Origin of the sequence: Streptomyces sp. NPDC048275, from assembly GCF_040652275.1 — a bacterium.
Taxonomy (GTDB): Bacteria; Actinomycetota; Actinomycetes; order Streptomycetales; family Streptomycetaceae; genus Streptomyces.
Genome location: NZ_JBEZLR010000017.1, coordinates 52434 through 78071 on the forward strand (window position 1 = coordinate 52434; position 25638 = coordinate 78071).

22 protein-coding genes, 1 tRNA gene and 2 pseudogenes are annotated in these 25638 nt (G+C 68.9%); 17 read left to right on the forward strand and 8 right to left on the reverse strand.

Going from position 1 to position 25638, the window contains the following annotated elements:
* The first annotated feature begins 104 nt into the window (after positions 1-104).
* The 8 genes from AB0D57_RS13350 (at position 105) to AB0D57_RS13385 (ending at position 8779) form a co-directional block, all read left to right on the forward strand.
* Complete coding sequence (locus AB0D57_RS13350) at positions 105-1238, forward strand: inositol-3-phosphate synthase (protein WP_362071120.1); 1134 nt, start codon at positions 105-107, stop codon at positions 1236-1238.
* Positions 1235-2368: an SCO3242 family prenyltransferase gene (locus AB0D57_RS13355; RefSeq protein ID WP_362071122.1), complete on the forward strand. Its 1134-nt coding sequence runs from the start codon at positions 1235-1237 to the stop codon at positions 2366-2368. Before AB0D57_RS13350 ends, AB0D57_RS13355 begins: the two co-directional genes overlap by 4 nt.
* Positions 2365-3282, forward strand: a complete 918-nt coding sequence (locus AB0D57_RS13360) for a sugar phosphate isomerase/epimerase family protein (RefSeq protein WP_362071124.1) — start codon at positions 2365-2367, stop codon at positions 3280-3282. The genes AB0D57_RS13355 and AB0D57_RS13360 overlap by 4 nt, the downstream gene beginning before the upstream one ends.
* Before the next feature lie 32 nt (positions 3283-3314).
* Positions 3315-4031: an EboA domain-containing protein gene (locus AB0D57_RS13365; protein ID WP_362071243.1), complete on the forward strand. Its 717-nt coding sequence runs from the start codon at positions 3315-3317 to the stop codon at positions 4029-4031.
* Positions 4031-4879: a TatD family hydrolase gene (locus tag AB0D57_RS13370; protein ID WP_362071126.1), complete on the forward strand. Its 849-nt coding sequence runs from the start codon at positions 4031-4033 to the stop codon at positions 4877-4879. Before AB0D57_RS13365 ends, AB0D57_RS13370 begins: the two co-directional genes overlap by 1 nt.
* A gap of 3 nt (positions 4880-4882) precedes the next feature.
* Positions 4883-6052, forward strand: a complete 1170-nt coding sequence (gene eboE / locus AB0D57_RS13375; protein ID WP_362071128.1) for a metabolite traffic protein EboE — start codon at positions 4883-4885, stop codon at positions 6050-6052.
* Positions 6049-7449, forward strand: coding sequence for a nucleotide pyrophosphatase/phosphodiesterase family protein (locus AB0D57_RS13380; protein WP_362071130.1), 1401 nt, complete (start codon positions 6049-6051; stop codon positions 7447-7449). The genes eboE and AB0D57_RS13380 overlap by 4 nt, the downstream gene beginning before the upstream one ends.
* A 169-nt stretch (positions 7450-7618) precedes the next feature.
* Positions 7619-8779, forward strand: a complete 1161-nt coding sequence (locus tag AB0D57_RS13385; protein WP_362071132.1) for a sugar phosphate isomerase/epimerase family protein — start codon at positions 7619-7621, stop codon at positions 8777-8779.
* A gap of 164 nt (positions 8780-8943) precedes the next feature.
* On the opposite strand, the pseudogene AB0D57_RS13390 reads toward AB0D57_RS13385, so the two are convergent.
* From AB0D57_RS13390 to AB0D57_RS13410, 5 genes and pseudogenes are all read right to left on the reverse strand, one after another.
* Positions 8944-9126: pseudogene (locus tag AB0D57_RS13390) on the reverse strand (hypothetical protein); the annotation flags it as partial.
* A gap of 1 nt (position 9127) precedes the next feature.
* Positions 9128-10516 (reverse strand): OFA family MFS transporter, encoded by a 1389-nt coding sequence (locus tag AB0D57_RS13395; RefSeq protein ID WP_362071134.1) that lies wholly within the window; start codon positions 10514-10516, stop codon positions 9128-9130.
* Positions 10517-10640: 124 nt separating this feature from the next.
* Entirely contained in the window at positions 10641-12785 is a 2145-nt protein-coding gene (locus tag AB0D57_RS13400) for an acetate--CoA ligase family protein (protein WP_362071135.1), read from the reverse strand.
* A 3-nt stretch (positions 12786-12788) separates the two neighbouring features.
* Positions 12789-14048, reverse strand: a complete 1260-nt coding sequence (gene frc / locus AB0D57_RS13405; RefSeq protein WP_362071245.1) for a formyl-CoA transferase — start codon at positions 14046-14048, stop codon at positions 12789-12791.
* A 19-nt stretch (positions 14049-14067) separates the two neighbouring features.
* Positions 14068-15762, reverse strand: a complete 1695-nt coding sequence (locus AB0D57_RS13410) for a thiamine pyrophosphate-binding protein (RefSeq protein ID WP_362071137.1) — start codon at positions 15760-15762, stop codon at positions 14068-14070.
* A gap of 144 nt (positions 15763-15906) precedes the next feature.
* Here AB0D57_RS13410 and sucC point away from each other — a divergent pair, with 144 nt between their 5' ends.
* From sucC to AB0D57_RS13430, 4 genes are all read left to right on the forward strand, one after another.
* Entirely contained in the window at positions 15907-17040 is a 1134-nt protein-coding gene (sucC, locus tag AB0D57_RS13415; protein ID WP_362071139.1) for an ADP-forming succinate--CoA ligase subunit beta, read from the forward strand.
* An 11-nt stretch (positions 17041-17051) separates the two neighbouring features.
* Entirely contained in the window at positions 17052-17951 is a 900-nt protein-coding gene (gene sucD / locus AB0D57_RS13420) for a succinate--CoA ligase subunit alpha (RefSeq protein ID WP_362071141.1), read from the forward strand.
* 208 nt (positions 17952-18159) lie between these two features.
* Positions 18160-19713 carry an aldehyde dehydrogenase family protein gene (locus AB0D57_RS13425; RefSeq protein ID WP_362071143.1) on the forward strand — a complete coding sequence of 518 codons (1554 nt, stop codon included), beginning with the start codon at positions 18160-18162 and terminating at the stop codon, positions 19711-19713.
* Between the two features lie 395 nt (positions 19714-20108).
* Positions 20109-20196: transfer RNA gene (locus tag AB0D57_RS13430), tRNA-Leu, on the forward strand.
* 76 nt (positions 20197-20272) lie between these two features.
* On the opposite strand, the gene AB0D57_RS13435 is transcribed toward AB0D57_RS13430, so the two are convergent.
* Positions 20273-20719, reverse strand: coding sequence for a hypothetical protein (locus AB0D57_RS13435; RefSeq protein WP_362071145.1), 447 nt, complete (start codon positions 20717-20719; stop codon positions 20273-20275).
* 513 nt (positions 20720-21232) lie between these two features.
* On the opposite strand from AB0D57_RS13435, the gene AB0D57_RS13440 reads away from it, so the two are divergent.
* Positions 21233-21688, forward strand: coding sequence for an NUDIX domain-containing protein (locus tag AB0D57_RS13440; protein WP_362071147.1), 456 nt, complete (start codon positions 21233-21235; stop codon positions 21686-21688).
* A 60-nt stretch (positions 21689-21748) separates the two neighbouring features.
* Here AB0D57_RS13440 and AB0D57_RS13445 read toward each other — a convergent pair whose 3' ends face one another.
* Positions 21749-22564 carry a transposase family protein gene (locus AB0D57_RS13445; protein ID WP_362071247.1) on the reverse strand — a complete coding sequence of 272 codons (816 nt, stop codon included), beginning with the start codon at positions 22562-22564 and terminating at the stop codon, positions 21749-21751.
* Between the two features lie 192 nt (positions 22565-22756).
* Here AB0D57_RS13445 and AB0D57_RS13450 point away from each other — a divergent pair, with 192 nt between their 5' ends.
* The 4 genes and pseudogenes from AB0D57_RS13450 to AB0D57_RS13465 all read left to right on the forward strand — a co-directional run bounded on the left by AB0D57_RS13450 (position 22757) and on the right by AB0D57_RS13465 (position 24997).
* Positions 22757-23152 carry a VOC family protein gene (locus tag AB0D57_RS13450; RefSeq protein ID WP_362071149.1) on the forward strand — a complete coding sequence of 132 codons (396 nt, stop codon included), beginning with the start codon at positions 22757-22759 and terminating at the stop codon, positions 23150-23152.
* 137 nt (positions 23153-23289) lie between these two features.
* Positions 23290-23460, forward strand: a pseudogene (locus tag AB0D57_RS13455) (transposase); the annotation flags it as partial.
* Between the two features lie 599 nt (positions 23461-24059).
* Positions 24060-24815: a helix-turn-helix transcriptional regulator gene (locus AB0D57_RS13460; protein WP_362071249.1), complete on the forward strand. Its 756-nt coding sequence runs from the start codon at positions 24060-24062 to the stop codon at positions 24813-24815.
* A complete protein-coding gene (locus AB0D57_RS13465; protein ID WP_362071151.1) occupies positions 24812-24997 on the forward strand; it encodes a DUF397 domain-containing protein in 186 nt (61 codons plus the stop codon). The genes AB0D57_RS13460 and AB0D57_RS13465 overlap by 4 nt, the downstream gene beginning before the upstream one ends.
* 51 nt (positions 24998-25048) lie before the next feature.
* Here AB0D57_RS13465 and AB0D57_RS13470 read toward each other — a convergent pair whose 3' ends face one another.
* The gene (locus AB0D57_RS13470; RefSeq protein WP_362071153.1) at positions 25049-25552 is read right to left on the reverse strand and encodes a hypothetical protein; all 504 of its coding nucleotides are present in this window, start codon (positions 25550-25552) and stop codon (positions 25049-25051) included.
* Between the last annotated feature and the right edge of the window lie 86 nt (positions 25553-25638).

Here is a 25638-nt window from a genome sequence, read left to right on the forward strand (position 1 = left end):
CCGTACTCCCGCCCGCCGCCTCATCCTCACTCCTCTTCTCTTCCGTACTCCTCTTTCTCTTCCATGTGGCTGACGTACGACGAAGTACGACAAGGAGGCTGCCCATGTCCGCGTCCCTTTCCGAACCCCGGGTGGGCGTGTGGCTGATAGGAGCGCGCGGCTCCGTCGCCACCACCGTGATAGCCGGCTGCGCGGCCGTCACCGCCGGCCTGCACCCTCCGACCGGCATCGTCACCGAGACCGCCCCCTTCGCCGGGTGTGGTCTGCCCGCGTTGTCCTCCCTCGTCTTCGGCGGCCACGACACCGTGGACTGCCCGCTGCCCAAACGCGCGGAGGCCCTGGCCGCCGAGGGAGTCCTCCCGCACGGTCTTCCCTCGGCGGTGGCGGCCGAACTCGCCGCCGCAGACGGGGAGATCCGCCCGGGCGGCCCCGCCCCCGGCGACACACGGACCGCGGCCCAACTTGTGGACGACTTCGCGGCGGACCTACGGGATTTTGTACGGCGACGGGGGCTGGCCCGGGCGATCGTGGTGAACGTGGCCTCCACCGAGCCCACCCCCACCGGCACCGAACTTCCCCCGAGCTCCTTGTACGCGGCGGCCGCTGTGCAGGCCGGCTGCCCGTACGTGAACTTCACCCCGTCGACGGGTCTGCACCACCCGGCGCTGTCTTCCGCGGCGGGGTCCAGTGGCCTGCCGTATGCCGGGCGCGACGGCAAAACGGGCCAGACCCTGCTGCGGTCGGTACTCGGGCCGATGTTCGCCCAGCGGGCGCTGGCGGTCCGTGCCTGGTCGGGCACCAACCTCCTGGGCGGCGGGGACGGCGCGTCCCTCGCCGACCCGGGTGCCGCCGCGGCCAAGAACGCAGGCAAGGAGCGGGTGCTCGCGGACACCCTGGGCGCTGCGCCTGAAGGCGAGGTCCACATCGACGACGTCCCGGCCCTCGGCGACTGGAAGACCGCTTGGGACCACATCGCCTTCGACGGTTTCCTCGGCACCCGGATGATCCTTCAGACCATCTGGCAGGGCTGTGACTCCGCACTGGCGGCACCGCTGGTTCTCGACCTCGCACGCCTCGTCGCCCGCGCACACGAGAAGGGCCTCTCGGGCCCGCTGAGCGCACTCGGCTTCTACTTCAAGGACCCGGTGGGTGACGGCCCCTCGGCGCTGGGCGAGCAGTACGCGGCCCTGACACGATTCGCGCAGCAACTGCGCGTAAGCCCTGGGAACCCACGATGAGGGCGCAGGCCGCCCACCGGGCGGGGGAGGGCGGGTCGGGCCGGTCAGGTTGGTTGGCTTGGCTGGGCTTGGCAGGTCGGTTGGGCGGGTTGATCCGGTTGGGTCGATTGACCGGCCCGAGCGTGAGTCCGAGTCCGAGCCCGAGCCCGAGTGGGAGTCCGAGCCCGAGTGGGGGCCCGAGCCCCAAAACGCTCCCAACCCCGCTCCCGATCCCGCGCCGCAAGGCGGCCAATGCCTGGGCCGAGTTGTTGCGCCTACCTGCCATCTTCACCGTCCCCGGGGACGCGCTCGCGGGAGCCGCCGCCGTCGGTGCGCGCCCGACGCCGCGCACTCTGCTGGCCATCGGTTCCTCCCTCTGTCTGTACGAGGCGGGCATGGCCCTCAACGACTGGGCCGACCAAGCCGAGGACGCGGTGGAACGCCCGCACCGCCCGCTGCCGTCCGGGCGCGTACGACCGGCCGCGGCACTCGCGGCGGCGGGTGCCCTGACGGCGGCGGGCCTGGCCCTGGCGGCCCGCGCCGGACGTCCGGCCCTCGCGGTCGCGGCACCCCTCGCCGCCACGGTGTGGGCCTACGACCTCACGCTCAAACGAACTCCCGCAGGACCGGCGGCGATGGCCACCGCCCGAGGCCTGGACCTGCTCCTCGGCGCGGCGACCACCGGCGGCAGCATCCGCCCCGCCCTGCCCTCCGCGCTGACCCTGGCCACCCACACCCTCGCGGTGACCACGGTGTCCCGCGGTGAGACCCAGGGCGGTTCGCCGCTCGCGCCGCTGGCCGCACTCGCCACGACAGCCTCACTGGCCTGGGGACTGACGAACGGCCGAGCACCCGCCTCCTCCGCAGTCTCCTCCGCCTCCTCGCGGAACCCCACCGCAGACGCCCGGCGCGGGGCCCTCACCACCCTCTACGCCACCCTCTACGCCGTCACCTCCGCCCGACCCCTCCTCCACGCCACCCTCAACCCCTCACCCCAGCTCACCCAGCGAGCCGTCGGCGGCGGAATCCGCGCCATGATCCCTCTTCAGGCCGCCCTCGCAGCCCGCTCCGGTGCCTTCACCACCGCATTCCTCACAGCCGCACTCGCTCCGGCGGCCCGCAGGTTCGCCCGGAAGGTGAGCGTCACATGACCCCTGCACCCCGCCCGCCCGCGCAGGCCGGCCCCCGACCCCACCCCCTCCGCTTCGGCTATGGCACGAACGGCCTCGCCGACCTCCGCCTGGACGACGCCCTCGCTCTCCTCGCGGAGCTCGGCTACGACGGCGTCGGCCTGACCCTCGACCACATGCACCTGGACCCCCTGGCCCCGGATTTCGCCGCCCACACCCGGAGGGTGGCCCGCAGACTGGACGCTCTCGGCCTCGGCGTCACCGTGGAGACCGGCGCCCGCTATGTCCTCGACCCGCGCCGCAAGCACGGCCCGTCGCTCCTCGACCCGGACCCGGCCGACCGGGCGCGCCGCGTCGACCTGCTGATCCGTGCCATACAGGCCGCCGCCGCACTCGGCGCCCACGCCGTGCACTGCTTCAGCGGTGTCCCCCCGGCTGGAACGGACGAGGACACCGCCTGGAAGCGCCTCGCCGAGGCACTCACCCCCGTGCTGGACGCGGCCACCGACGCCGGCATCCCCCTCGCCGTCGAACCCGAACCCGGCCACCTGCTCGCCACCCTCGCCGACTTCCACCACCTCCGTCACAGCCTCGGCGACCCGCCCGCGCTCGGCCTCACCCTCGACATCGGCCACTGCCAGTGCCTGGAGCCCCTGCCGCCCGCCGAATGCGTACGCGCCGCCGCCCCCTGGCTGCGACACGTCCAGATCGAGGACATGCGCCGCGGCATCCACGAACACCTCCCGTTCGGGGACGGGGAGATCGACTTCCCGCCCGTACTCGAAGCTCTGGCCGCCACCGGATACCAGGCACTGACCGTCGTCGAACTGCCCCGCCACTCCCACGCGGGCCCCCACTTCGCCGAGCAGTCCCTCCCGTTCCTCCGCCGCGCGGCCCGGGCGATCCCTGACGGCGCCGAAGGGAGCACCCCGTGAACCACCCCCCAGACGCACCCCACGCCACCGCCATGAGTCCCACCGCCACCAGCCCCAATGCCACGAGTTCCACCGCCGCGAGCCCCACTGCCCACCCCGCCCTCGCCGCCCTGCACGCCCACTTGAACACCTCCCTCGACGCGGCAGCCCGCGCCTGGCTCGACCAGGCCCTCGAGGAAGCCACCGCCCACCCCGGCACCCACGGGCCCATCTCCGCCTGGGAATTGCGGATCGCCGAGGCCGGCCGCCGCTGCGGGCACGAGTATGCCGACGCCGCACGCGTCCTCCTCCTCCACGCAGCCCACGCCGACACGGACGCACTCACCCGCGTCTACCGGCAGGGCACCGCCGCCGAACGCCGAGCCGTCCTGCACGCCCTGCCCCACCTCGTGCCCGGCCCTGACGCCCTGCCCCTCGTCGAGGACGCCCTGCGCGTCAACGACACCCGTCTGGTCGCCGCCGCCCTCGGCCCCTACGCCGCCCGGCACCTGGACGACCACACCTGGCGGCACGCCGTCCTCAAGTGCCTTTTCACCGGCGTACCCGTCGACGCCGTGGCCGACCTGGCGCAGCGCGCCCACGCGGACGCCGAACTCGCCAGGATGCTCGCCGACTACGCGCAGGAGCGCACCGCCGCGGGCCGTCCCGTGCCCGAGGACCTGCAGCGCGTCCTGGCCCTGACCGAGCCCGCAGCCGAGCCCGCCGCCACCCCCACCGGCAGGTACGACACATCCGGCAAGGAGTCCTGATGCGCATTTTCGACCCCCACATCCATATGACGTCACGGACCACCGACGACTACGAGGCCATGCGGGCCGCGGGCGTCCGCGCCGTCGTCGAGCCCTCCTTCTGGCTCGGCCAGCCCCGCACCTCGCCCGCCTCCTTCTTCGACTACTTCGACTCGCTCCTCGGCTGGGAACCCTTCCGCGCCGCCCAGTACGGCATCGCTCACCACTGCGCGCTCGCCCTCAATCCCAAGGAGGCGAACGACCCCCGCTGTGTCCCCGTCCTCGACGAACTGCCCAGGTATCTCGTCAAGGACCAGGTCGTGGCCGTGGGCGAGATCGGCTATGACTCGATGACTCCCGCCGAGGACACCGCCCTCGCCACCCAGCTGGAACTCGCCGCCGACCATGAACTCCCGGCGCTTGTCCACACTCCGCACCGCGACAAGCAGGCCGGTCTGCGGCGCACTCTCTCGGTGGTCCGGGAGTCGGCGCTGCCCCCCGACCGGGTCCTGGTCGACCACCTCAACGAGACCACCGTCAAGGAGGCCAAGGACAGCGGCTGCTGGCTGGGCTTCTCCGTCTATCCCGACACCAAGATGGACGAGGCGCGGATGGTCGCGATCCTGCGTACGTACGGGCCGGAGAAGATGCTCGTCAACTCGGCCGCGGACTGGGGCAGAAGCGATCCCCTCAAGACTCGTCGAGTCGGCGACGCGCTGCTCGAGGCCGGGTTCACCGAGGACGAGGTCGACCGGGTGCTGTGGCGCAATCCCGTTGCCTTCTACGGAATCAGCGGACGCCTGTCTCTCGATGTGACCGGCAACGCCGCGACCCACGAAGGAAACTCCATCCTGCGCGGCGGGGAGTGAGCGATGCGTTTCCGCCACCCCGACGGCTCCACCGTGCACCTCGCCTACTGCACCAATGTCCACCCGGCCGAGACCCTCGAGGGTGTCCTCGCCCAGCTCCGCGACCACTGCGAACCGGTCCGCCGGCGTCTCGGCCGCGACCGCCTCGGCATCGGTCTGTGGCTGGCCAGGGACGCCGCCCATGCCCTGGTCACCGACCCGACCGCGCTGCGCGGCCTGCGCACCGAACTCGATCGCCGCGGCCTCGAAGTAGTCACCCTCAACGGCTTCCCCTACGAAGGCTTCGGTGCCGAAGAGGTCAAGTACCGCGTCTATCAGCCGGACTGGGCCGACCCGGAGCGGCTCGCCCACACCACCGACCTGGCCCGTGTCCTCGCCCAGCTTCTCCCCGACGACGTCACCGAAGGCAGCATCTCCACACTGCCCCTCGCCTGGCGCACCGCGTACGACGACGAGCGGGCGACAACCGCCCACACCGCGCTGACCAGGCTCGCCGAACGCCTCGACGCCCTCCACGAACTCACCGGCCGCTCTCTCCGTATCGGCATCGAACCGGAACCGGGCTGCACGGTCGAGACCACACGCGACGCCATCGCCCCGCTCACCGCGATCGGCCACGACCGCATCGGCATCTGCATCGACACCTGTCACCTCGCCACCTCCTTCGAAGACCCGCACACCGCCCTGGACGCGCTCATCGAAGCCCACGTCCCCGTCGTCAAATCCCAACTGTCAGCCGCCCTGCACGCCGAACACCCCCATCTCCCCGAAGTCCGCGCGGCCCTCGCCGCCTTCGACGAGCCCCGCTTCCTGCACCAGACCCGCACCCGCACCGCCGCCGGCCTGCGCGGCACCGACGACCTCGCCGAGGCCCTCGCCGGTGACGCCCTGCCCGACGCCTCCCCGTGGCGTGCCCACTTCCACGTCCCGCTGCACGCGGCCCCCACCGCACCCCTCACCTCCACACTTCCCGTTCTGAGGGCCGCGCTGACCCGCCTCGTCGGCGGCCCGCATCCGATCACCCACCACCTGGAGGTCGAGACCTACACCTGGCAGGCCCTCCCGCCCGAGCTGCGCCCCCGCGCCCGCGCCCAGCTCGCTGACGGCATCGCCGCCGAGCTCACCCTCGCCCGCGACCTGTTGACGGACCTCGGCCTCAAGGAGCTGCCGTGACCCAGCCGCCGCACGAGCACCCCGGGCCCACCCCTCTCCTCGTCCTGGACGTCGTCGGCCTCACCCCCCGTCTCCTCGACCACATGCCCCATCTCAAGGCCCTCGGCCAGTCCGGCTCCCGCGCCCCGCTCGGCACCGTCCTGCCCGCCGTCACCTGCGCCGCCCAGTCCACCTTCCTCACCGGAACCCACCCCGCCGAGCACGGCATCGTCGGCAACGGCTGGTACTTCCGCGAGCTCGGCGACGTACTCCTGTGGCGGCAGCACAACGGCCTGGTGTCCGGAGACAAGCTGTGGGACGCCGCCCGGCGCGCTCATCCCGGCTACACGGTCGCCAATATCTGCTGGTGGTACGCCATGGGCGCCGACACCGACATCACCGTCACTCCCCGTCCCGTCTACTACGCCGACGGCCGCAAGGAACCCGACTGCTACACCCGGCCCCCGGCCCTGCACGACGAACTCACCGAACAATTCGGCACGTTCCCCCTTTTCCACTTCTGGGGTCCCGGCGCCGACCTCGTCTCCAGCCGCTGGATCATCGACGCGACGCGCCACATCAACCGCACCCGCCGACCCGACCTGACCCTCTGCTACCTCCCGCACCTCGACTACGACTTGCAGCGCTTCGGCCCTGACGACCCGCGCTCCCACCAGGCGGCCGCGGACCTCGACGCGGCCATGGCTCCCCTCCTCGACGACGCGAAGGCGGAAGGCCGTACCGTCGTCGCGCTCTCCGAGTACGGCATCACCCGCGCCGACCGTCCGGTCGACATCAACCGCGCCCTGCGCCGCGCCGGACTCCTCGAAGTGCACACACAGGACGGCATGGAGTACCTCGACCCGATGGCCTCACGCGCCTTCGCGGTCGCCGACCACCAGATCGCCCATGTCTACGTGCGACGCCCCGAGGACCTGGACGTCACGAAAGCGGCACTCGCCGACCTGCCCGGCATCGAGCAACTCCTCGACGACGAGGGCAAGAAGATCCACCATCTCGACCATCCGCGCTCCGGCGAACTCGTCGCCGTCGCGGAGCCGGACGCCTGGTTCACGTACTACTACTGGCTCGACGACGACTGCGCGCCCGACTTCGCGCAGCTCGTCGAGATCCACCGCAAACCCGGCTACGACCCGGTCGAACTCTTCATGGATCCGCTCGACCCCTACGTCAAGGTGAAGGCCGCCACGGCTCTGGCCCGCAAGAAGCTCGGCCTGCGCTACCGCATGGCGGTCGTGCCCCTCGACCCCTCACCTATTCGAGGCAGCCAGGGCCGCCTTCCCATGAGCGACGACGAAGGTCCGCTCATCATCTGCTCCACCCCCCGCACCGTCACGGGCCGCGTCGCGGCCACCGAAGTGAAATCCCTGCTGCTCGACCTGGCCGGTCTCGGATGACGAGACCGGACGAGCGACTACGGAAAGTGAAGCACGCGCCACTGACAACGCGTCCTGCGTGCGTCCAGCACGCATGCCGCACGGCCTCGTACACGCCGCTGAACTGCGGCGGAGCAGCAGACCGTCCCGCACCCGTCACAGCTGAACACCGACCCGAAAGCGAGAGACCGTGACCGCGTTCAACGACGAATCCGCAACCGGCGACGCCCTGCGCCGTACTCTCGGCGTCAACCGCCGCCGATTCCTCAGCTCCTGCACCGCCGCGGCGACCGCGGCGATCGCCGCGCCCGTCCTCGGCGCGTCCCCAGCCCTGGCCCAGAGCCGGGGAAGAGGCCACGACCACGGCGGCGACGTCCTCGTCCCCGCGAGCAAGCGCGGCATCATCCTCTACACCGTCCGTGACGCGGTGGGCCGCGACCCGCTCACCACCGATCTGCCCTCCGGCTTCCGTGAGGTCTTCAAGCAGCTCTCACGCTTCGGCTACCGGCAGGTGGAGTTCGCCGGGTACGGCCAGCACGCCAACGCCCCGGGCGGCGCGAGCCTGGAGTCCGTGCAGGGCGCCAAGCAGCTGCGCTGCTGGCTCGACGAGTACGGGCTGCGGGCGCAGGGCAACCACGGCTTCATACCGCCCTCCTGGCCCTTCACGACAGCCGACCTTGACACCTTCAAGCGGCACCTGGAGATCGCCAACATCCTCGGACTGGCCCACATGGGCACCGGCGGCGACCCAACCGGCAGTGCCTACCGCGCCGACTGGGACGTGGCGGCCGACAAGTGGAACACCCTCGGTGAGATCGCCCGCCGCGAGGGTGTCAAGCTGTACACCCACAACCACGACGCGGCCTACTCCTTCCTGCTCGACGGGGGCCCGCTGGACGCCCAGGGCCGTCCGACCCGTAGCTCCGGCATCCGCAAGCTGGAGTACTTCCTGAAGGTCACCGACCCGAAGTCCGTCTGGCTGGAGATGGACATCTTCTGGGCGCACGTGGCGCAGTACAAGTTCCACACGTACACGGCCCACGACGGCTCGGTACAGGAGAAGGTCTTCGACCCCGCCGGGCTCGTCGCCCGCAACAACAAGCGCTTCCCGCTGTTCCATGCCAAGGACGGCACCGTCAACACCACGAACGGCATGGGCTACGACATGGTGCCGTTCGGCACCGGCGTCATCGACTACACCACGTTCTTCTCGCGCGTCGGCGACCGGAACTACCACAACCCGATGGTCGAGCAGGACAACGCCCCGAGCTCCACCGACCTAGGGCAGTCCCTCAAGCACGCGAAGATCGGTTACGACAACCTGGCGGCCCTGCGTAAGAAGCGCCGCTAGCTACACCGGTACCACAGAGGATCAGGCGGCCCTTCCCACATGGCACGTAGTGGGAAGGGCCGCCTGATCGATGTTTCCGGTGAATCCGGAGTGAATCCGTCAGCCGGCGGGCTGCGGCTGGGGAGTCCGGCCCGCCGTGCCGCCGTGCCCCGGCTGCTTCAGCGCAACTTGCTTGAGTGGCCCAGAATGTTCCGGTCCGTCCCGCCGATCCGGTAGATACGGCCTCGGGCGTCGGTGACTTCGCGGTACGGGCGGTACGAGCGGTACGAGCGATTTGAGGGGTTCGAGCGGTTCGAGGCGCCGGTGTCGGCCGATGCGCCTCGGGTGGCGATGGGGGCCGCCGTCATTTCACGCCATCTCCTCACCGAGCGGTTGTGGGTTGGGGCGGACGCTCCGGGCCTTGGGCCGGTCGGGCGCCTTCAGGAACAACGCGAGCACCGCGGAGGCCAGGCCGATGGAGCCCGCGATCACGAAGGCGCCTTCGTAGTCCCACGCGCCGACGACCACCGCGCCCATACCCGAGCCCACGAGGCCCGAGATCAGCTTCGAGCTGTAGACCATCCCGTAGTTGGAGGCGTTGTTGTTCTCGCCGAAGTAGTCCGCCGTCATGGCCGCGAACAGCGGGAAGATCGCGCCGCCGCCGAATCCGGAGACCATGGAGCAGAACAGGAAGAAGGGCATGCTGCCCATCTGGCCGGACACCAGCACGCCGAACTGGGCGGAGCCCAGCACCAGACAGACGATGATCAGCGTGTTGCGGCGCCCGAACTTGTCGGAGATCCAGCCGATGACACCCCGTCCCGTGCCATTGACGATGGCTTTGAGGGACATCGCCGTGGCCACGATCCCGCCCGCGAACCCCATGTCCTTGCCGAACGGCACCTGGAAGGCGATACCGAAGATGTTGATCCCGGCGGTGCACAGCAGACAGAACCACATCATCCACAGGACGGGTGTACGGGCGGCCTCCCTCGGGGTGTACTGCTTCACCGCCGGCGGGTTCTTCTCCAGCGCCCGCCGGATCTTCGGGTCGTCGGACACCTTGAGCGGGTCCACGTGCCCCGGCCACCAGCCCTTGGGCGGGTCCTTGAAGAACCAGCCGGCGAACGCGACGACGGAGCAGCAGATCACGCCGACCATCACCAGGACGCCCTTGTAGTTGCTCAGGTCCATGTACGAGGTGAACAGGAAGACGAAGGGCACCGATCCGTAGGCGAAGCCGCCGTTGACCATCCCGGTCTTGCCGCCCTTGCGCTCCGGATACCACTTGCCGACCATGTTCACGCAGGTCGCGTAGACGAGGCCGGCTCCGATGCCGCTGAACATGCCGAAACCTATGTACGCGACTATCACGTGCGGCGCGAACGCGAGCGACAGATAGCCGAGGATCGTGCCGAACGCGCCGAGGAACATGGCGTACCGCGCGGGCAGCCTGCCGCTCTCGCGCAGCTGTCCGGCGGGGAAGGCGACGGCGGCCTGGAAGAACACCCAGACGCCCATCAGCCAGAAGATGTGCCCACTGCTCCACAGGTGGGCGTCGTGCAGGGTGTCCTCGGCGGATGTGAACGCGTACTCCGAGGAACTGATGCCCAGCATCCCCATCCAGGGGAAGAGCACCATGGTCCAGCGTGGTCGCCCCATGATGTCCCGATCGGTTTCACCGATGCGGTACAGGCGGCCATTGCGGTCCGTCACCTCCCTGTAAGGGACGGACGTCGTGAGGTCGGTGGTTGTCATGTCGCTTCAGCACCCCTTGCGTCGAAAGATCTGGCCAGCGCCCCCTGTCCAAATGCCTTTCGTGTGCGCACGGGTCCTGGAGGTGGCCGACGCGCACCGTCGGCCACCCCCGCCCTCCCTCACCTCATGAACCGCCCCCCAACAGCCCCGCCGCCCGCGCCCAGCCGTACTTCGCGCCGAGTACGGCCACCGGCTTCTCCGTCGTGTACGGGTATGCCACGACCCCACGCTCGTAGAGGTACTGGCAGGCCTCCTCGACCTCGACGTCGCCCGCGAGTGAGGCCACCACGGGCTTCTCGATCCCGCGCTCGCGGAATTCGGCCACCACGCGCGCGGTGAGCTCGGCGAAGACCATGGGAGGGGTCACGATGGTGTGCCAGTAGCCGAGGACGAGCGCGTGGATGCGGGGGTCCTCCAGGCCCAGCCGGATCGTCGCCTCGTACGTCGACGGCGGCTCGCCACCCGTGATGTCCACCGGGTTACCGGCGGCCCCGAACGGCGGGATGAACTTCCTGAAGGACGCGTCCAGGTCCGGCGGGATCTCCATCAGGGACAGGCCGTTGTCCGTCACCGCGTCGGACAGCAGGACGCCGCTGCCGCCCGCGCCCGTGATGATGACGACGTTGTCCCCCTTGGGGGTGGGAAGCACCGGCAACGCGCGCGCGTACTCCAGCATTTCGTTCAGTCCCGGGGCCCTGATGACGCCGGCCTGCTTCAGGATGTCGTCGTACACGGCGTCGTCGCCCGCGAGCGCCCCGGTGTGCGAACCGGCGGCCTTCGCCCCGGCGGCCGTACGGCCCGCCTTCAGGACCACGACCGGCTTCTTCGGGACCGTCGCCTTGGCCGCGGCCACGAAGGCGCGGCCGTCCTTCAGGTCCTCCAGGTGCATCGCGATGCACTCGGTGTGCGGGTCCTCGCCGAACCAGGTGAGCAGGTCGTCCTCGTCCAGGTCCGACTTGTTGCCGAGCCCGACGATCGCGGAGACACCGGTCTTCGTCGTGCGCGCGAAACCCAGGATGGCCATCCCTATGCCGCCGGACTGCGAGGTGAGCGCGACGCCGCCCTTCACGTCGTACGGTGTGCAGAACGTGGCGCACAGGTCATGCCACGTCGAGTAGTAGCCGTAGATGTTCGGCCCGAGGAGCCGCACGCCGTGCCGTTCGGCGATGGCCACGATCTCCTCCTGGAGTTCGTGTTCGCCGGTCTCCGCGAACCCGGAGGGGATCAGTACGGCGTTGGGGATCCCCTTGCGTCCCACCTCCTCCAGGGCCGAGGCCACGAACTTGGCGGGAATCGCGAAGACCGCCACATCCACCTCACCGGGAACGTCAGTGACACTCTTGTACGCCTTGCGGCCCAGAATGTCATCGGCCTTGGGGTTCACCGGATGGATCTCTCCGGAGAAGCCGCCGTCGATGAGGTTGCGCATCACCGAATTGCCGATCTTGCCCTGCTCGTTGGAGGCACCGATGACGGCCACGGAGGAGGGCTGCATCAGCCGGCGCATGGAGGTGAGGATCTCCTCGCGCGTGTACGTACGACGGGGCTTCGCGACCTTGTCGGCGAGGAGCACGCGGATGTCCGCCGCGAGTGCGCCCTCCGGAGTGGCGATCACCGGGTTGAGGTCCACCTCGGCGATCTCCGGGAAGTCCGCGACGAGTTCGGAGACCCGGCGGATCTGCTCGGCGAGCGCCCAGCGGTCCACGGGCCGAGCGCCGCGCACCCCGCGCAGGATCTCCGCCGCGCGGATCGAGTCCAGCATCGACAGCGCCTCGTCGGCGACCACGGGAGCGAGCCGGAAGGTGACGTCCTTGAGGACCTCGACCAGCACGCCGCCGAGCCCGAAGGCGACGACCTTCCCGAAGGTCGGGTCGGTCACCGCGCCGACGATGACTTCCTGTCCCTGGGGGAGCAGTTCCTGTACCTGGACGCCGTCGACGCGGGCCTGCGGGTTGTAGGCCCGGGCGTTCTCGATGATCTTGTGGAAGGCGGCCCGTACGTCCGAGGCGCCCTCCACGCCGACGATCACACCGCCGGCGTCGGTCTTGTGCAGGATGTCCGGGGAGACGATCTTCATCACGACGGGTCCGCCGAAGCGCGCCGCGTACGCCACCGCCTCGTCGACGTCGGTCGCCAACTCCTCGCCGGGGACGGCTATCGCGTACGCGTCGGCGAGCACCTTGCCCTCGGGCGCGGTGAGCGCCGTCCGTCCCTCGGCCCGCACGGCGTCGAGGAGCGTGCGCACCCTCAGCACCCGGTCTTCGGCCATCAATCAGATCACTCCGTTCGACTTGAGCAGGCGCAGCTCCTCGTCGCCGAGGCCGAGCTCGCCGATGTAGACCTCTTCGTTGTGCTCGCCGAGCAGCGGTGAACTGGTCACGTCCACGGGGGAGTCGGACAGCTTCAGCGGACTGCCGACCGTCACGAACTCGCCCCGCTCGGGGTGCGGCACCTTCACGACCATCTCGTTGGCGACCAGCGACTCGTCCTCGATGATCTCCCTGGTGGACAGGATCGGGCCGCACGGGATGTTGTGGGCGTTTAGCCTCTCCAGCACCTCCCACTTGGGGAGGGTGGCCGACCACTCCTCGATGAGCTGGAACATCTTGGTGAGCTGGGGCAGCCGTGCGGCAGGGGTGGCCCAGTCGGGGTCGTCCGCCAGCTCCGGCCGCCCGATGAGCTCGGTGATCGGCTTCCAGCCGACGGGCTGCACGATGACGTAGACGTAGTCGTTGGGGCCGCCCGGCGCGCACTTGACCGCCCAGCCCGGCTGACCGCCGCCGGACGCGTTGCCGGAACGGGGAACCTCGTCGCCGAAGTCGTCGTTGGGATATTCAGCCAGCGGCCCATGCTCCAGGCGCTGCTGGTCCCGGAGCTTCACCCGGCACAGATTCAGCACCGCGTGCTGCATCGCCACGTTCACGCGCTGTCCGCGCCCCGTGTTCTCCCGCTGGAACAGGGCGGCGAGGATCGCCGCCACCGCGTGAATGCCCGTGCCCGAGTCGCCGATCTGCGCGCCCGTCGCGAGCGGCGGCCCGTCCTCGAAGCCGGTGGTCGACATCGACCCGCCCATGGCCTGAGCGACGACCTCGTACGCCTTGAAGTTGGTGTACGGGCCGTCCCCGAACCCCTTGATGGAGGCATAGACGATTCGCGGATTGATCTCCTGGATGCGGTCCCAGGTGAACCCCATGCGGTCGACCGCGCCCGGTCCGAAGTTCTCGACCATGACGTCCGAGCGGCGGATCAGCTCGGTGAGGATCTCCTTGCCACGCTCGGTCTTGGTGTTGAGGGTGATGCTCCGCTTGTTGCAGTTGAGCATCGTGAAGTAGAGGGAGTCGACGTCCGGGAGGTCGCGCAGCTGCCCCCGCGTGATGTCACCGGTCGGCGCCTCCAGCTTGACGACGTCCGCGCCGAGCCAGGCGAGCAGTTGGGTGGCCGAAGGGCCGGACTGGACGTGCGTCATGTCGAGGACGCGGATGCCTTCGAGAGCCTTGGTCGACGTTCCTGTCGTCGCTGTCGTCGCTGTCATCGCTGTCATCGGGGTCACCTCACTTGTACATCGTCTGGTTCATGGTTCCGGGGGCGTACGCGTCCGGGTCGACCCAGACGTTGATGAGCGACGGCTTGCCCGACTCGCGGGCGCGTTGCAGGGCCGGGCGGATGTCGGCGGGGTCGCGGACCTCTTCGCCGTAACCGCCCAGCATCTGGGCGAACTTGTCGTAGTGGACATCGCCGAGGGTGTTGCCGACCCGCTCGCGCTCCAGGCCGTACTTCTGGGCCTGGCCGTAACGGATCTGGTTCATGGAGGAGTTGTTGCCGACGATGCCGACGAAGGGAAGGTTGTAGCGGACAAGGGTCTCGAAGTCCCAGCCGGTGAGGGAGAAGGCGCCGTCTCCGAAGAGGGCGACGACCTCCTTGTCGGGCCGCGCCTGCTTGGCGGCGAGGACGAAGGGGACGCCGACACCGAGCGTGCCCAGCGGGCCCGGGTCCATCCAGTGCCCGGGTGACTTGGGCTGCACGACCTGCCCGGAGAAGGTGACGATGTCGCCGCCGTCGCCGATGTAGATGGAGTCCTCGGTGAGGAAGTCGTTGATCTCGCTCACCAGGCGGTACGGGTGGATCGGCGAGGCGTCCGACTTCAGGCTGGGCAGCCGCTTCTCGAGAGCGGTCTGCTCGGCGGCCCGCAGCTCGTCGAGCCACTCCTTGCGCTTCGACGCGCCCCCGTTGATGCGCCCGGCGGCCGCCTCGGTCACCGACTTGAGGATCAGTCCCGCGTCGCCGACGATTCCCAGGTCGATGTCCCGGTTCTTGCCGACGGTCCGGTAGTCGAGGTCGATCTGTACGACGGTCGCGTCCGGCGAGAGCCGCTTGCCGTAGCCCATGCGGAAGTCGAAGGGCGTACCGACGATGACGATGACGTCGGCGTGGGAGAAGGCGTACCGACGGGAGAGCTGGAAGTGGTGCGGGTCCCCGGGCGGCAGTGTGCCGCGCCCCGCGCCGTTCATGTAGGCGGGGATGTTGAGGCTGCGTACGAGATCGATCGCGGACTCGGTGCCCCGGGTCGTCCAGACCTGGCTGCCCAGCAGGATCGCGGGCTTCTCGGCGTGCACGAGAAGGTCCGCGAGCTTCTCGATCGCCTCGGGGTCACCGGCCGAGCGGGTCGAGGCCCGGTACTGGCCGGCGGCCGGGACCCGGGCCTTGTCGACCGGGACCCTGGCGTCCAGGACATCGCGCGGGATCTCCAAAAAGGAGGGGCCGGGCGCGCCGTGGTAGCACTCCCGGAAGGCCATCGACACCATGTCGGCGGCGCGCGCCGTGTCCGGCACGGTCGCCGCGAACTTGGTGATCGGCGTCATCATGTCGACGTGCGGGAGGTCCTGGAGGGACCCCATTTTGTGTTGGGTGTGGGCTCCTTGGCCGCCGATGAGCAGCATCGGGGACTCGGCGCGGAAGGCGTTCGCGACGCCGGTCACGGCATCGGTCGTACCGGGACCCGCCGTCACGACGGCGCAGCCGGGTTTGCCGGTGATGCGTGCGTAGCCGTCGGCGGCGTGGGCGGCGACCTGCTCGTGACGGACGTCGACGACCTCTATGCCTTCGTCGACGCAGCCGTCGTAGATATCGATGATGTGGCCGCCGCACAAGGTGTAGATGACCTCCACACCTTCCGCTTTGAGTGCCTTGGCGACCAGATGCCCACCGGAGATGAAGGTCGTGTTGTTGTCGCTGCTGCCGTCGGGCATGGCGAAGTCCTGTCCCTTCGTAGGGGTTTGGAACGCTCTCGCGGTACATTGCATACAGTCGACGAATACTGTATGAAGCTTGTTATCCCGCATCCGGTGGGTGGTGTCCAGGGGGCGTGCGGCACTTTCAGTCAGGAGCCAGTGATGGACCTGTACGAGCACCAGGCAAGGGAACTCTTCGAGGAATACGGCATCTTGGTGCCGAGGGCAGAGGTCACGGATTCGCCCAAGGAGGCGCGCGACATCGCCCGCAGGCTCGGCGGCCGCGTCGTCGTCAAGGCGCAGGTGAAGACCGGTGGGCGCGGCAAGGCAGGCGGGGTGAAGCTCGCCGCCGACCCCGCCGCCACCGAACTAACGGCACGTCAGATCCTTGGTATGGACATCAAGGGCCACACGGTCCGCAAGGTGATGCTGGCCCAACCGGTCGACATCCAGAGCGAGTTCTACGTCGGTTACGTCCTCGACCGCGCCGTGGGCCGCTTCCTCGCGATCGCCTCCGCCGAAGGAGGCATGGAGATCGAGGAGGTGGCCGCGACCAGGCCGGAAGCCGTGGCGCGCATCCCCATAGACCCCGCCGAGGGCGTCACCTCGGCGAAGGCGACGGAGATTGCCGAAGCCGCCGGGCTGCCCCCGCAGACCGTCGACGTCCTGGTACGCCTCTGGGAGGTGCTGACCCGCGAGGACGCGGTGCTCGTCGAGGTGAACCCACTCGTGCGCACCGCCCGGGGGCAGATCCTCGCCCTCGACGGCAAAGTCACCCTCGACGACAACGCCCGCTTCAGGCAGGCCCGATGGGGCGAACAGGACGCCCCGCAGGACGACCACCCACTGGAGGCGGCGGCCGCCGCGAAGGGCCTCAACTACGTCAAACTGGACGGAGAGGTCGGCATCATCGGCAACGGCGCGGGCCTGGTCATGTCGACGCTCGACGTGGTCGCCGGCTGCGGCGCCCGCCCCGCCAACTTCCTCGACATCGGCGGTGGAGCCTCCGCCCGGATCATGGCCGACGGGCTGTCGGTGATCCTCTCCGACCCGGCCGTGAAATCGGTCTTCGTGAACGTCTTCGGCGGCATCACGGCCTGCGACGCGGTCGCCGACGGCATCGTGCAAGCCCTGGACACCGTCCAGGTGACCAAGCCGCTCGTGGTCCGCCTCGACGGCAACAACGCCGTGCGCGGACGCGCCATCCTCGACGGTCGCGCGCATCCCCTGGTCCAGCAGGCCACCACCATGGACGGCGCCGCGCGCCGCGCCGCCGAACTCGCCAACGCCGGCTGAAGGAGCGGGACATGGCCATCTTTCTCAGCAAGGAGAGCAAGATCCTCGTCCAGGGCATGACCGGTGCCGAGGGTATGAAACACACGCGGCGGATGCTCGCGGCCGGCACGGACGTCGTCGGCGGGGTCAACCCGCGCAAGGCGGGGCAGACCGTCGACTTCGACGACCGGGCCGTACCCGTCTTCGGCTCGGTGCGCGCGGGGATGGAGGCGACCGGAGCCGACGTGTCCGTGGTCTTCGTGCCGCCCGCGTTCGCCAAGGCCGCTGTGATCGAGGCGGCCGACGCGGGAATCGGCCTCGCTGTGGTGATCACCGAGGGCATCCCCGTTCACGACTCCATCGCCTTCCACGCGTACGCCGCCACGCAGGGCACCCGCGTCATCGGCCCCAACTGCCCCGGCCTGATCACCCCGGGCCAGTCGAACGCGGGCATCATCCCCGCCGACATCACCAAACCAGGACGCATCGGCCTGGTGTCCAAGTCGGGCACGCTGACCTACCAGCTCATGTACGAACTCCGCGACATCGGCTTCTCGACGTGCGTGGGAATCGGCGGCGACCCCGTCGTCGGCACCACGCACATCGACTGCCTGGCCGCCTTCCAGGACGACCCCGACACCGAGCTCATCGTCCTCATCGGGGAGATCGGCGGCGACGCGGAGGAACGGGCGGCCGCGTACATCCGTGAGCACGTCACCAAGCCCGTCGTCGGGTACATCGCCGGGTTCACGGCGCCCGAGGGCAAGACGATGGGGCACGCGGGCGCGATCGTCTCCGGCTCGTCGGGCACCGCGCAGGCGAAGAAGGAGGCCCTGGAGGCGGCCGGGGTGCGGGTGGGCGGCACGCCGACGGAGACGGCTCGGTTGGTGCTGGCCCGACTGGAAGGGGAGAGTGAGATCAGCCGTGGGTGAGACGAAACGTCACTCATAGTCGACGTGAGGTGACTGACACCCGCACAGCCACCTCACCACCTTCTCCCCTGGGGACGTGACGTCGTCCTCCGTACGAACGCGACCACTGCTCGTGCGGGCCGAGGCACCATGCGCCGTACACCCTGCAGCTCGCGAGGAGCCAGGCACCTCCCGCCCCCGACCGTGCACCGAGAGCGGAGACATTCGAATGGCATCCACCCTCCACCCCAACCTCGTCGTGAAGTCCGGTACGTCCTGGGCCGACGCCTGGCAGCGCTGCCTCGCCGTCGCGCCCGAGGCGTTCCAGGACGACCGCGTCCTCAATCTCTGGCACGCCGGCTGGCAGGCGGACGGCCGGGCACTGCCCGCCACCAGCCCGGTCGACGGAAGCCCCGTCGCGGGCCCGCCCCGGCTGGACGGCGCCACCGCCCAGCAAGCCGTACGCGCCTCGCTCGACCAGCACCGCGCCTGGCGCCACGTTCCACCGGCCGAACGCCGTGCGCGCGTCGCGGCGACACTCGACGCTCTGACCGAGCACCGCGAACTCCTCGCCCTCCTCCTGGTCTGGGAGATCGGCAAGCCCTGGCGGCTCGCCCAGGCCGACGTGGACCGGGCGATCGACGGCGTGCGCTGGTACGTCGACGGGATCGAGCCCATGGTCGAGGGCCGCGCCCCGCTGGACGGACCCGTGTCCAACATCGCCAGCTGGAACTACCCGATGAGCGTGCTCGTTCACGCAATGCTGGTACAGGCATTGGCGGGCAACGCGGTCATCGCCAAGACCCCGACCGACGGCGGCGTCTCCTGTCTCACTCTGGCCTGCGCGCTCGCCGCCCGTGAGGGGATCCCCGTCACCCTCGTCAGCGGCAGCGGAGGCGAGCTGTCGGAGGCGCTCGTCCGTGCGCCCGAGATCGGCTGCGTCTCCTTCGTCGGCGGCCGTGACACGGGCGCCGCGGTGGCCACCGCAGTCGCCGACCTCGGCAAGCGGCACGTACTCGAACAGGAGGGACTCAACACCTGGGGCATCTGGAACTACACGGACTGGGACGCGCTGACCGCCGTCATCCCGAAGCTCTTCGACTACGGCAAACAGCGCTGCACCGCGTACCCGCGCTTCGTCGTCCAGCGCACACTGTTCGACGAGTTCCTCGCCGCGTACCTCCCGGCCGTGCGCACCTTGCGGGTCGGCCACCCGCTGGCGGTCGAGCACCCCGACGACCCCTACCCCGTACTGGACTTCGGACCCGTCATCAACGCGGCCAAGGCGAAGGAGCTGCACGACCAGGTCACGGAGGCCATCGACCGCGGCGCCGTCCCGCTGCACCGCGGCAAGCTGTCCGACGCGCGCTTCCTGCCCGGCCAGGACATGGCGGCGTACGTCCAACCGGTCACGCTCCTCAACCCGCCCCCGTCCTCACCGCTGCATCACGCGGAGCCCTTCGGCCCGGTCGACACCATCGTCCTGGTCGACACCGAGGCGGAGCTGCTCGCCGCGATGAACGCGTCGAACGGCGCGCTCGTCGCCACCCTGTCCACGGACGACGAGTCGACGTACGCCCGACTGGCGCCGCAGATCCGTGCCTTCAAGATCGGCCACGGCAAACCCCGCTCCCGCGGGGACCGCGACGAGCTCTTCGGCGGGCTCGGCGCGTCCTGGCGCGGCGCCTTCGTCGGCGGCGAGCTACTGGTGCGCGCCGTCACGCAGGGGCCGACGGGGGAGCGGCTGCCGGGCAACTTCCCGGAGTATCAGCTCGTTCCTTGAGGCGAGGCTGGGCGGCGCCCGCGTCATGGCGTCGCCCACCGTCGTCTCGTACCCATGCTCGCCCAGTGGCTGGGTGCGGCGGCTTGGACACCGGCGGGCTGCAGGCCTGACGGACTCCCGCCTCGCGAGCTGGGGCTGATCGTCGGGCGGCTGTCCGATGAGATGCCCGACGGGCCGGGGGTGAACTGGTCGTCATGGGGTGCGTGGCCCGCGGGCCGACTGCGGCAGCATGTGGTAGTCGTTCAGTCACCTCTGGTGAGTCTCCGGATGCCCTTCGCCCCGCCCTGCTCAGCCGCTCCCACGACCTGGATATGCAGGTGAAAGGCACTCCGAAACCTTGGTATTGTTGTCCATGTCGCCGCGGGGAACACCCCCGGCCAGGCGGCAGACACCTAGTCCGGGTGGCGGAATGGCAGACGCGCTAGCTTGAGGTGCTAGTGCCCTTTATCGGGCGTGGGGGTTCAAGTCCCCCCTCGGACACCAGCTGAGACCCCTGTTCATCAGGGGTTTCTTGCATTTCTGGACTGCGGCGTGACCAACGGCCTGGAGATTCCCCAGGTCAGACCAGGGATGAGAGGCCGAGTCGGCCAGCACCGGAGGCAGCCAGTCGGCGGGCTCCGTCCTCACGAGAGTGGCCGTACTTGGCCATGGTGTAGGCCGGTGAGTGGTGCCGGACGTTGGCGGAGACCTCTACCGGGTTTTCTCCGGCCTCCAGATCGTTCGTGACCTTGCTGTGCCTCCAGTCGTGAATCCGGAAGTCGTCGGTCAGGTGCAGACGATGGCGCAGAGTGCACCAGCGTGCCGATATGTTCTCGGGGTCCTGTGGTCCGCCTGCTTCGCCCCGGTAGAGCTTGAAGCCGTCCCGGGCGAACACCAGGTCGTGGTCCACCCACGCGGAGCCGAGACGTGCACGCTCGGCGTCCTGTCGTTCCTTCTGCCACTTCAGGACGTTCATCACGGACTGATCCAGGTAGATCACCGCGTTGTCGTCGCCGTCCTTGGTCAACAGAAGTACTCCGCAGAGTGAAGCGGGATGCATCGTTCACGACCAAGCTGCGGACCGCATGGGACGGGTCGACACTGCGGAACACGACCAAGGATGGGGCGCAGGAAGTACGCGACCCCGCCATGGTTCTGCACTGCCATGTGACCCCGTCTGATTGGTCGAAGTATGTGGGTGTGTCCGAAGCTGCGGGCGGCTCGTACAACAGAATCCTTCGGCGGTGAGGCATGACGACCTTCGCGCGCACGTACTCGTGTGAGCTCCCTGCCCGCCCCTGAGCCAGTCAGCCTGGTTGAAGGCTCGGAACGGCCCGCAGATGACGGCTGGTGGAGGAGTACGGCGGCACCCTCGACCCGGTGTCCGGCGTGATTGCTTTCCCGCCCAACTCCCTGCCCCGCTGCCCGTTCCCGTGTGAGCGCTGCGCCCGGCGAAAGGACGCGTGACCCGCACCCCACGGCATAGGTTGAGTCTGGCACCGCAAGCGCCCGATGCGCTTGCCCTATTGAAAGGGTTCGTATGAAGCGAATCATTGCCCGAGTGTGGAAACTCATTCGCGGCCCTCTGCAATGGCGCATCCTATGGTTCGTGAACGCCAAATTCATGATTGGTGTGACGGGCGTAGTGCGGAACGAGGCGGGGGAAGTCCTGCTCCTCAAGCATCGACTGTGGCCCGTAGACCGGCCATGGGGGCTTCCGACCGGCTACGCAATCAAGAGCGAGGAGCTCCCGAAGACCGTCGTTCGAGAGGTTCGGGAAGAAACCGGCCTTGAAGTCGTTCCAGGGCGACTTGTTCAGGCAACCAGCGGCTACAAGCTTCGCGTGGAAATCGCGTACGAAGCGCTTTACGTGGGTGGAACTCTCAAGCTCGACGACTTCGAGATTCTGGAGGCGAAATGGTTCAGCCCGGACGAACTCCCGGAGGGAATTCAGGAGGCTCACATCCAGCTCATCAAGGCGGGCATGGCGACTTAACGGAACTCGCACCGAATGAATCTTTCTCGGTAATGGTTCGTGACGGTTCGTGATCTTCGGTCAGGCGGTGCGGCCGTGTTCCAACTGGAGCAGGACGAGGGCGGCTCGGGCGATCCGGGTGATGCCGCTGGCGTCGAGGCTGACCCGGCGCAGGGCCTTGAAGGTGACCTTGAGCAGGGCGTTGGCCCGCTCGGCGACTGCATGGACGCCTCGGATGACCGAGTTGAACGCCTGCTGCTCGTCGTCGAGTTCGCTGCCCTTGGGCTTCTTGACCGGGTGACGGAAGCCGTCGCCGGCGTTTTTGTAGCCGAGGTCGGTCAGGGTGGGAATGTCCAGAGTGGATACGAGCCGGTTGAGGGCGTCGACCAGGCCGTGGGTGCGGGCGCAGGTGGTGTCATGCTCGCGGCCGGGGCGGATCGGGGAGACCCAGATCGGCCAGTCGTCGGGGGCGGAGATGACCTGGACGTTGCCGCCGTGGTGCTTGTGCTTCCCGGACCACCAGAGGTCGGCGCCTTTGGGGCCGGGGGCGGCCACGCGGTCAGTACGGATGACGGTGCCGTCCAGGTTGAGATGGGTGTAGCCGGCGGCGGCCGCCCGTTCCAGCGCGGTGGACAGACCCGGGGCGGGGTCGGCGAGCACGGTCAGCCCTTCGTGCAAGTAGCGGTACGCGGTGGTCACCGAAACCCCGTTGTCCCGGGCGAGTTGGGCCAGCCGGGTCCCGTCGACGAACCACCGCAGCACCAGGACGCCCTGCTTGAAGACGCCCAGAGCGCGGGTTCCCCTGCGGGTGCCGAGCCGTTCGCGGTGCTCGCGCAAGAGTTGGGCGAGAGTCTCGGCGGTCTCCCTGCCGACGTCGAGTGTTGCGGTGTAGGTGATACTGGTCAACGCGTGAAGCCTCTGGGTTCCGGAACGTGATCTTCGCAGACCTGTTCCCACCAGGGGCTTCTCGCGTATCTGATGCCGGGTCAAGCCCGTCTGATGGCCCTAGTCAGTCAGGAAGATCGCGGATCTGTCGGACGGGCGGCCCAGCCAATACTCTGAGCCCCGTCCGCACTATCTGGGAGAGTCATGACAAGTAGGTTCACCGAGTTGGCCGTTGACTGCCGCGATCCGGAGAGGCTCGCGGCCTTCTGGTGCGAGGTCCTGGACTTCAAGGTGATCGACCGGAGCGAGGGCAAGGTCGAGATCGGCTCCTGGGTGCCGACCGTCGAGGATGTTCGGGCCCGACAGATGCCGCCCACCCTGCTGTTCATCCAGGTGCCCGAGGGCAAGACCGTGAAGAACCGGCTCCACCTCGACGTCAGCCCGATCGACGGCAGCACCGAGGACGAGGTGACCAGACTGCTCGGCCTCGGCGCCACCAAGACGGATGTGGGCCAGGGCTCAGACCGAAACTGGGTGGTCATGGCAGACCCCGAGGGCAACGAGTTCGACGTCCTACGCACCCTGGCACCGCAGACCTAGGCCGCGGGCACCCGCACCCCGTCACACACCGCAACCGCTGCGTTGCCGAGAAGACCTCAATGAGTCCGTAACCGGCGCTAAGGCAATGGCAGCACTGGCGGCCATGCGCGCCGACGCGTCCCCGCTCGCGGGAAAGCACCCCCGTCTCCGCGATGGCCCGGCACCTGGACGTGCAGGTCGTAGCCTTCCTCAACCGGTCCCTGGACGCCGGGCCCTATGCGTTCGTCTGGGTCGACGCGCTCACACAGAAGGTCCGCGAAGGCGGCCGCATCATCAACGTGCACGCCCTGATCGCGGTCGGGGTCAACGAGGCCGCGGCCCGTTTTGCCTTCTGGGAGTTCCGGTCCTGTGCGGGGCAGGCGTTCGGCGCGGGCGTCTGCGATCTCGACTCGAAGCGTCGAAGCGTCGAAGCGTCGAAGCGTCGAAGCGTCGAAGCGTCGAAGCGCCGAAGTGGCGAGGACGAGCGCCAGCTCGAAGTCGCGTCTGGGGAGCTGGATGCGGCGGACGGCGTTCGCGGCGAGTTCCGCCACGACCAGGGCCGCGGCGCCGGAGACGTCGCAGCAGTAGGGATGCCCCAAATCAAACATTGAGCTGTGTGAGGAGACGGGCCAGGCGGGCGCCTTTGCCGGTGGAGCTGACCCGTTGGGTGAACACACGTACAGTGACGGGTGGTTGGGCCTGTATGCCGTCCACAGTCCCGGTGGTGGAGCGCGGGTGACCAGTGCTGACACTCGTACAGTCGGCGCTGTACGAGCCCGCGCTATGGACAGTACGGGTAACGCTCCGTGACGATGGGTGAGTTGGGCGGGGCTGCAGTGGTGCACGGGAGGTGGCGGGCGTGGCGGACAGCAGTGTGGAACCGGAGACGTCGGATGCGTTGAAGACCTTCGGGTCGGTCCACAAGGCGATGCGGGACAAGGCTGGGCTGACCCAGGAGGAGTATGCGCTCAGGGTGCGGTATTCGACCCACTTCGTCGGCTCGATCGAGCAGGGCCGCCGCTTCCCGCCGAAGGAACTGATCGACCGTGGCGAGGAAGTGCTGGCCGCTGATGGGGTGTTGAGGGCTGCTTCCCGATTCCTGACGCGGCGGGCGGGGCTGGCCTCCTGGTTCCGGCAGTGGGCGGCGATCGAGGAGGAGGCGATCAGCCTGTACGCGTACGAGTGCCGACTGGTACCCGGGATGCTTCAGCCGGAGGCGTACATCAGGGCGGTCTTCGAAGGCAGTCTGCCGCCCCTCACTGAGGAGCAGGTCGAGCAGCAGGTGGCGGCCCGTCTGGAACGCCAGCGGCTGCTCGCTGAGCGGCCGAACTCGGCCTTCAGCTTCATCGTCGAGCAGTCCCTCCTGGAACGCCGGACCGGCGGCCGGGAGGTGACGCGGATCCTCGTCGAACATCTTCTGGAGACTGGAAGGCGGCGCAATGTGGAAATCCAGCTCATGCCGACGCGGAGTGAGGACCATGCTGGTCTCGACGGCCCCATGTATCTCGCCGAGACCCCGGACCATCAGTGGCTCGGCTACTCCGAGGGGCAGCAGTACAGCAGCCTGACCGGGGAGTCGAAAGACGTCAGCGCCCTGCTCCAGCGCTATGGAAGGATGCGAGCGCAGGCTCTCGGCCGTGCGGCCACCGTGGACCTGCTGGAGCGGATGCGAGGAGAGTTATGAGCACCACTGAACGGGCCTGGTTCAAGAGCAGCTACAGCGGCACGCAGGGCGACAACTGCGTTGAAGTGGCCGCCTCGACGACTGGTGTCCATGTCCGGGACTCGAAGATCGAGCAGAGTCCTCAACTGGCCGTCGAACCCACTACCTGGGCCGCGTTCATTGCCTACGCTACGGGGCACTGAACGTCCGCAGCCGGAGAAGGAGGGGGCGCACGTTGAGCCCCTCCTCGGTCCCTACTCGAAGCGTCGCAGCCGCTCGATGAATCCGTCGATGTCGGCCAACTCCGGCGCGTGCAGCCCTCGGTAGCGCCGCGTCGCACTCCGGAGGGTGATCGCGGAGGCCCGGGCCTGCGCGAACCGCTCCGCCCCCGCCTCCAAACGCATGATCTGGGCGAGGGCCTCCAGATGACGGTCGACCGCGTCTTCGTCGTCCTCGTCCGGGGCGTGCTGCACATAGTCACCGAAGGCGGCGACGGCGGCAGTGGTCTCACCGAGCTCCATACGGCACTCGGCTGCGTAGTAGAGGCATCGCCGCACCTCGACGTCGTCAGCGCCGAGCCGCCGGGCGAGACCTTTCGCAGCTTGTTGGAAGAGTTGGAGAGCCTCACTGTGCGCACCGGCGAGGAATTTCACATGCGCGAGGGACAACGTCAGATCGTCCACGAGGGCTTCGTCGACGGCCCTGGCCAGTGCGGCTGTCAGCACGTCTGCGGCTTGTGTGAACTGCTTCTGGTTCACGAGCTCCGAAGCGCGGTCGGTCGCCACGTTTTCGCCACGTCCGCCTCTGTCTCGCTCAGAGGAACCGTGTTCGCCGAAGGATTTTG